Below are 6,535 nucleotides of genomic sequence, written 5' to 3'. Positions count from 1 at the left end.
GCCGGCGTGCTGCTCACCCTGAACGAGGTGCCGAGCGAGGAGATCCTCACCCTCGCCGCCCGCCTCGCCCCGGGCACCCCGGTGCTCTCGGTGGCCGGCAACAGCTTCCCCACCGCCGAGCAGCTCTTCTCCATGGAGGGGAAGATGACCGCGGCCACCCCGCGCAAGGCGGAGACCGCGCTCGGCCTGTTCGAGCGGTACGCCGACACCGCGGACCTGGCCCGCCGGGTCTCCGCGCCCAGCAGCGACCGGGTCACCCCGATGATGTTCGAGCACAAGCTGCTGGAGCAGGCCCGCTCCGACAAGCGTCGGGTCGTCCTGCCGGAGGGCACCGAGGAGCGGGTGCTGCACGCGGCCGAGGTGCTGCTGCGCCGGGGCGTGTGCGACCTGACCCTGCTCGGCCCGGCCGACCGGATCCGCAAGAAGGCGGCCGACCTCGGCATCGACCTCGGCGACAGCGAGCTGATCGACCCGGCCACCGCCGAGCTGCGGGACGCCTTCGCCGAGAAGTACGCGGCCCTGCGCGCCCACAAGGGCGTCACGGTGGAGCTGGCCTACGACGTCGTCTCCGACGTCAACTACTTCGGCACGCTGATGGTCCAAGAGGGCCTGGCCGACGGCATGGTGTCCGGCTCGGTGCACTCGACCGCGGCCACCATCCGCCCGGCCTTCGAGATCATCAGGACCAGGCCGGACTCCTCGATCGTCTCGTCGGTGTTCTTCATGTGCCTGGCCGACAAGGTGCTGGTCTACGGCGACTGCGCGGTCAACCCGGACCCCGACGCCGAGCAGCTCGCGGACATCGCCGTCCAGTCGGCGGCCACGGCCGCGCAGTTCGGCGTGGAGCCGCGGATCGCGATGCTGTCGTACTCCACCGGTACGTCCGGGTCCGGCGCCGACGTCGACAAGGTGCGCCAGGCCACCGAGCTGGTCCGCGCGCGCCGGCCGGACCTGAAGATCGAGGGGCCGATCCAGTACGACGCGGCCGTGGAACCGTCCGTCGCCGCGACCAAGCTGCCCGGCTCCGAGGTCGCCGGGCAGGCCAGCGTGCTGATCTTCCCCGACCTGAACACCGGCAACAACACCTACAAGGCCGTGCAGCGCTCGGCCGGCGCGATCGCCGTCGGCCCGGTCCTGCAGGGCCTGCGCAAGCCGGTCAACGACCTGTCCCGGGGCGCCCTCGTCCAGGACATCGTCAACACCGTGGCCATCACGGCGATCCAGGCCCAGAACTCCGCCCAGTCCCCGAGCGAGAAGGCGTCCCAGCAGTGACCTCACCCACCCGTGTCCTCGTCCTCAACTCCGGCTCCTCGTCGCTGAAGTACCAGCTGCTGGACATGCGGGACAGCAGCCGGCTCGCGGTGGGCCTGGTCGAGCGCATCGGCGAGCAGACCTCCCGCATCGAGCACACCTGCCTGACCGGCGGCGACAAGCGGGAGCGCAGCGGTCCCATCGCCGACCACGACGCCGCCCTGAAGGCGGTCGCCGAGGAGCTGGGCCGCGACGGCCTGGGCCTGGACTCCCCCGAACTGGCCGCGATCGGGCACCGGGTGGTGCACGGCGGGATGTTCTTCACCGAGCCCACCGTCATCGACGACGAGGTGCTCTCCGAGATCGAGCGGCTGATCCCGGTCGCCCCGCTGCACAACCCGGCCAACCTCACCGGCATCCGCACCGCGCAGCGGCTGCGCCCCGACCTGCCCCAGGTCGCCGTGTTCGACACCGCCTTCCACACGAGCATGCCGGAGTCCGCGGCGCGCTACGCGATCGACCCGAGGATCGCCGACCGGCACCGGATCCGCCGCTACGGCTTCCACGGCACCTCGCACGCCTACGTCTCCCGGGAGACCGCGCGGCTGCTGGGCAAGGACCCGGCCGAGGTCAACGTGATCGTGCTGCACCTGGGCAACGGCGCCTCCGCATCCGCGGTCGAGAGGGGCCGCTGCGTGGACACCTCGATGGGGCTGACCCCCTTGGAGGGGCTGGTGATGGGTACGCGGTCCGGTGATCTGGACCCGGCCGTCATCTTCCATTTGGCGCGTGTTGGGGATATGTCCATGGACGAGATCGACACTCTTCTGAACAAGAGGAGCGGTCTGTTCGGTCTGTGCGGGGACAACGACATGCGGGAGATCCGCCGCCGGATCGACGCGGGCGACGAAGAGGCCGCACTCGCCTTCGACATTTACATTCACCGGCTCAAGAAGTACATCGGCGCCTATTACGCGGTGCTCGGCACCGTGGACGCGGTGGCCTTCACCGCCGGGGTCGGCGAGAACGCCGCCCCGGTGCGGGAGGCGGCGATCGCGGGCCTGGAGGGCATGGGCCTGGCGGTCGACCCGGAGCGCAACGCCGTGCGCGGCGGCGGGCCGCGGCTGATTTCGCCGGACTCCGCCCGGGTGGCGGTCGCCGTGGTGCCGACCGACGAAGAACTGGAGATCGCGACGCAGACCTACGCACTGGTGGGAAAGAACAACTGAATAGCACCTGAGCGGTGTGCCACTCATTTGTATCTTCCGCCAGACGGAATATTCCGTTGCGAAACAAACCGATAGGATCGCCCCATGCGCCGTTCGAAAATCGTCTGTACTCTCGGCCCCGCGGTCGACTCCCACGAGATGCTCGTCGCCATGATCGAGGCGGGCATGAACGTGGCCCGGTTCAACTTCAGCCACGGCACCCACGCCGAGCACCAGGCGCGGTACGACCGCGTCCGGGCCGCCTCCAAGGAGACCGGCCGTCCCATCGGTGTCCTCGCCGACCTCCAGGGCCCGAAGATCCGTCTGGAGACCTTCGCCGAGGGCCCGGTCGAGCTGGAGCGCGGTGACGAGTTCGTCATCACGACCGAGGACGTGCCGGGTGACAAGCACATCTGCGGTACGACGTACAAGGGGCTGCCGGGTGACGTCTCACGCGGCGACCAGATCCTGATCAACGACGGCAACGTCGAGCTGAAGGTCCTGGACGTCGAGGGCCCGCGGGTGAAGACGATCGTCATCGAGGGCGGTGTCGTCTCCGACCACAAGGGCATCAACCTGCCCGGCGCGGCCGTCAACGTGCCCGCGCTGAGCGAGAAGGACGTCGAGGACCTGCGCTTCGCCCTCCGCATGGGCTGCGACATGGTCGCCCTCTCCTTCGTCCGCGACGCCAAGGACGTCAACGACGTCCACCGCGTCATGGACGAGGAGGGCCGCCGCGTCCCCGTCATCGCCAAGGTGGAGAAGCCGCAGGCGGTGGAGAACATGGAGGACGTCGTCGCGGCGTTCGACGCCGTGATGGTCGCCCGTGGCGACCTCGCCGTCGAGTACCCGCTCGAGAAGGTCCCCATGGTGCAGAAGCGCCTGATCGAGCTGTGCCGGCGCAACGCCAAGCCGGTGATCGTCGCGACCCAGATGATGGAGTCGATGATCACCAACTCCCGTCCGACCCGCGCCGAGGCCTCCGACGTCGCCAACGCGATCCTGGACGGCGCCGACGCCGTCATGCTGTCGGCCGAGTCCAGCGTGGGCGCCTACCCGGTCGAGACGGTCAAGACCATGTCGAAGATCGTCACCGCGGCCGAGCAGGAGCTGATGTCCAAGGGCCTGCAGCCGCTGGTGCCGGGCAAGAAGCCGCGCACCCAGGGCGGCTCCGTGGCGCGCGCGGCCTGCGAGATCGCCGACTTCCTCGGCGGCCGGGGCCTGATCGCGTTCACCCAGTCCGGTGACACCGCGCGCCGCCTGTCCCGCTACCGGGCGACCCAGCCGATCATCGCCTTCACCACGGACGAGGGCACCCGCAACCAGCTGACCCTCAGCTGGGGCGTGGAGTCGCACATCGTGCCGTTCGTGAACACCACCGACGAGATGGTCGACCTGGTGGACCAGGAGATCGCCAAGCTGGGCCGCTTCGACGCCGGCGACACCGTCATCATCACCGCCGGCTCGCCCCCCGGCGTCCCCGGCACCACCAACATGCTCCGCGTCCACCAGCTGGGCAACCAGGGCGGCTGATCCGTCCGGTACGAGCTTCGAACGGCACCGAGGGCGCCCCCTGCGACAGGGGGCGCCCTCGGTGCCGTGCGGCTCCCGGACCGGTTCGTGCGACCGCTCAGTCGGTCGTGTACAGGTGCATGCCGGGCACGTGCAGGTTGCCGCCGAACTGGGCCGCCTGCACCACCTTGACGTGGGTGAAGTAGATCAGCGGGATGTTCAGCGGGGGCGGGCTGTCGGGGCTGAAGGTCACGGGTATCAGCCCGAACAGGTTGCCCGAGATGCTCTCGGTGTACATCACCGTGTCGCCGCCGGTGATGGTCGACGTCGAGCCCTTGGCCGCCTGGACGTGGTACGTCTTGTCCGCCTGCTTGTCCTGCACCGTCTGGTGCAGGTCGCCGATGTCGGTACCGCCGGAGATGACGTACTTCAGCACCTTCTTGGTGGTGCCGTTGGCCGTCTTCACCTTGACGATGCCCTGGTAGTCGGCGCCCTTGAGCAGCAGGGAGCTGGCGTTCAGGTACCAGGGGTCGTCCGCCACCGGCACCTTGTTGTCGACGCCGCCCTCGTCGTCCGTGGCGACCGGACAGTCCTCGGCGGAGGCGGACTCGCTCGCGGACGGGCTCGGAGTGGCCGTCGCGGTCGCGTCGCCGGCCGTCCCGGTGGCGTCCTTGCCGGTCCCGGAGGCGGTACCGGTGGTGTCCTTGACCGTCTTCCCGGCCGTCTTGCCCGCCGTCTTCCCGGCCGTGTCGGTGGCCTTCTTCGCCGTGTCCTGCACGGTGTCGGAGGCCCCGGTGCCCTTGCCGCCGCCCGACGTGGTGTCCGTCGAGGGGGTGTCCGGGGACGCGGTGCCCGTGGACGAGGTGCCGCCGGCGGCGTCCGTCGACTGCGACGCGGACGGTGCCGGGGCCGCGGTCCGCGACGCCGTGCCGGAGTCCTTGCCGCCGGTGAGGATGTCACCGACGGTGTCACCGACGGTGTCGCCGATGGTGTCCAGGACGTTCCCGCCGCCGCCCTGGGTCTGCGTGGGCGTCGGCGTGGCCGTACCGCCGGGGGCGGAACCCTGGCCGGACGACCCGGAGTCCGAGCCACCGGAGCCGGAACCCGACCCGGAGGAACCGGAGTCCGAGCCACCGGAGCCGGAATCCGACCCGGAGGAACCGGAGGTCGCGGTCGGCTCGGGCCCGGCCGTGTCACCGCCGGAACCCGGCTCCGAGGTCGAGGTCTTGCCCGCATCCTGCGACGAGCCGCTTTCGGCGGTCTTCGACGGCGACGGGGCCGCGCTGCTCTCGGAAGCGGACGGCGAGGGCGAGGCCGAGGGGTTCTTGTCGCCGTCCAGCGCCTTGACGCAGTCCTTGTACTCGTCGGCCGTCAGACTCTTCGCCGACGTGGACGGGGACGGGCTGCCGTTGTTGTCGGCGAGGGCGAGCGTGGAGGTGAAGCCCATGCCCATGAGCACCGCCGTGGGCATCGCCACGGAGGCTATGGCCTTGCCGGCCGGCATGTGGAACCTGGTGAACAGGGGCTTCCTGGGGGCCGCATGGCGGGGCCCGGTTCTCGCGCGGGACCCGTCCACGTCGGTCCCGCGGGTCGCCTCGTCAGCCGGCACTGTGCCTCCCGTTCGCCCCGTTGGCCGGGCTCGTTCCTGACAGGTCGTTCTCCCAGGGCGCCTTGTAGGGCCCGGCGGGGCCCGTGTCGGCCACCGGGTCCGCGCCCTGGTGGGGCAGCGGGGCCGTGTCGGGGGCGCCGCCCTCGCCCGGGGCGGCCTCGGCCGGCGGCTGCTCCTGCGGCGGCGCGCCCGGCGCCCAGGCCACGGCCATCGCTCCGCCGATCAGGGAGAGCATGAAGCCCACGACGAAACCACCGAAGTTGGACACCGGGATGGACACCAGCGCGAGCAGGATCGCGGCGACGCCCGCGAAGGTCCGTACGTGCTTCTGGAACCACAGGCTGATCCCCAGCACGATGAGCAGCACACCGATGATCAGGGACCCGGCTCCCGCGGTGGTCGCCATCGCCAGCGTCAGATGGCCGAGCTGGAGGTGGGCGTACGGGAAGTACATGATCGGAAAGCCGCCGAGCATGACGAACAGACCGGCCCAGAACGGACGCGTGCCCCGCCAGGCGCGGAACTGCAGCCTCCGGCGGGTGAACTGGCCGGGTGCGGCGGCAGGAGTCTCGGCGCTCATGGAAAACAGCTCCCTGGTGCGGCGTTGCTGTGGTGGTGATGAGTGCCGCGTGTGGGAACGCGGCCGGAGAGTGGACGGGCGGGGGCGCCACCGGCTCCCCCGCCCGTCAGCGAGTGCCTAGTAGCACTCCTTGACACCCGTCGACACCGACATCTTCAGGCCGCTCAGCTTGAAGGTGCCGGCCGTGGTCGCCCACGCCGTCTGCTTCACGTCGGACAGCGTGGCCTTGTCGGCCTGCTGGGCGAAGCCGAAGGGGTTGGCCTGCTCGCCGCCGCCCTTCATGCCCGGACCCTTGGAGGCGTCCTTGGCGGCCACACCGATGTCGATGTTGTCGAAGACCGCGTCGGCGTTCAGGTCGGCAACGTCGATGTAGAT

The 6,535-nt window shown here is 70.4% G+C and carries 6 protein-coding genes; 3 read left to right on the top strand and 3 right to left on the bottom strand.

All coding sequences use genetic code 11. The annotated features are described in order from the left end of the window. The 3 genes from pta to pyk form a co-directional block, all read left to right on the top strand. Window positions 1-1,272: phosphate acetyltransferase (gene pta, locus IE312_RS43300; protein WP_229900827.1), on the top strand; the 1,272-nt coding region annotated here is incomplete at its 5' end. Next, window positions 1,269-2,480: an acetate kinase gene (locus tag IE312_RS35365; RefSeq protein ID WP_189986387.1), complete on the top strand. Its 1,212-nt coding sequence runs from the start codon at window positions 1,269-1,271 to the stop codon at window positions 2,478-2,480. The genes pta and IE312_RS35365, both read left to right, overlap by 4 nt. 84 nt (window positions 2,481-2,564) lie before the next feature. After that, window positions 2,565-3,992 (top strand): pyruvate kinase, encoded by a 1,428-nt coding sequence (gene pyk, locus IE312_RS35360; protein ID WP_189986386.1) that lies wholly within the window; start codon window positions 2,565-2,567, stop codon window positions 3,990-3,992. 97 nt (window positions 3,993-4,089) lie between these two features. Here the strand turns inward: pyk and IE312_RS35355 are convergent, their stop codons facing one another. From IE312_RS35355 to IE312_RS43295, 3 genes are all read right to left on the bottom strand, one after another. Next, window positions 4,090-5,580 (bottom strand): hypothetical protein, encoded by a 1,491-nt coding sequence (locus IE312_RS35355; protein ID WP_189986384.1) that lies wholly within the window; start codon window positions 5,578-5,580, stop codon window positions 4,090-4,092. Further along, window positions 5,570-6,160: a DUF6114 domain-containing protein gene (locus IE312_RS35350; protein WP_189986382.1), complete on the bottom strand. Its 591-nt coding sequence runs from the start codon at window positions 6,158-6,160 to the stop codon at window positions 5,570-5,572. The genes IE312_RS35355 and IE312_RS35350 overlap by 11 nt, the downstream gene beginning before the upstream one ends. A 117-nt stretch (window positions 6,161-6,277) precedes the next feature. Next, window positions 6,278-6,535 (bottom strand): DUF6230 family protein (locus IE312_RS43295; RefSeq protein WP_229900826.1); only part of this gene is annotated, 258 nt, incomplete at its 5' end.

Source organism: Streptomyces capoamus (genome assembly GCF_014654935.1).
GTDB classification, from domain to species: Bacteria; Actinomycetota; Actinomycetes; order Streptomycetales; family Streptomycetaceae; genus Streptomyces; species Streptomyces capoamus.
The sequence above is the reverse complement of the archived record's forward strand: the minus strand, read 5'-3'. Positions and strand labels throughout refer to the sequence as shown.

Excerpts from the sequence above, each read along its gene's own strand:
- pyk (WP_189986386.1), top strand. The coding sequence starts at position 2,565 with ATGCGCCGTTCGAAAATCGTCTGTACTCTCGGCCCCGCGGTCGACTCC.
- IE312_RS35350 (WP_189986382.1), bottom strand. The coding sequence starts at position 6,160 with ATGAGCGCCGAGACTCCTGCCGCCGCACCCGGCCAGTTCACCCGCCGG.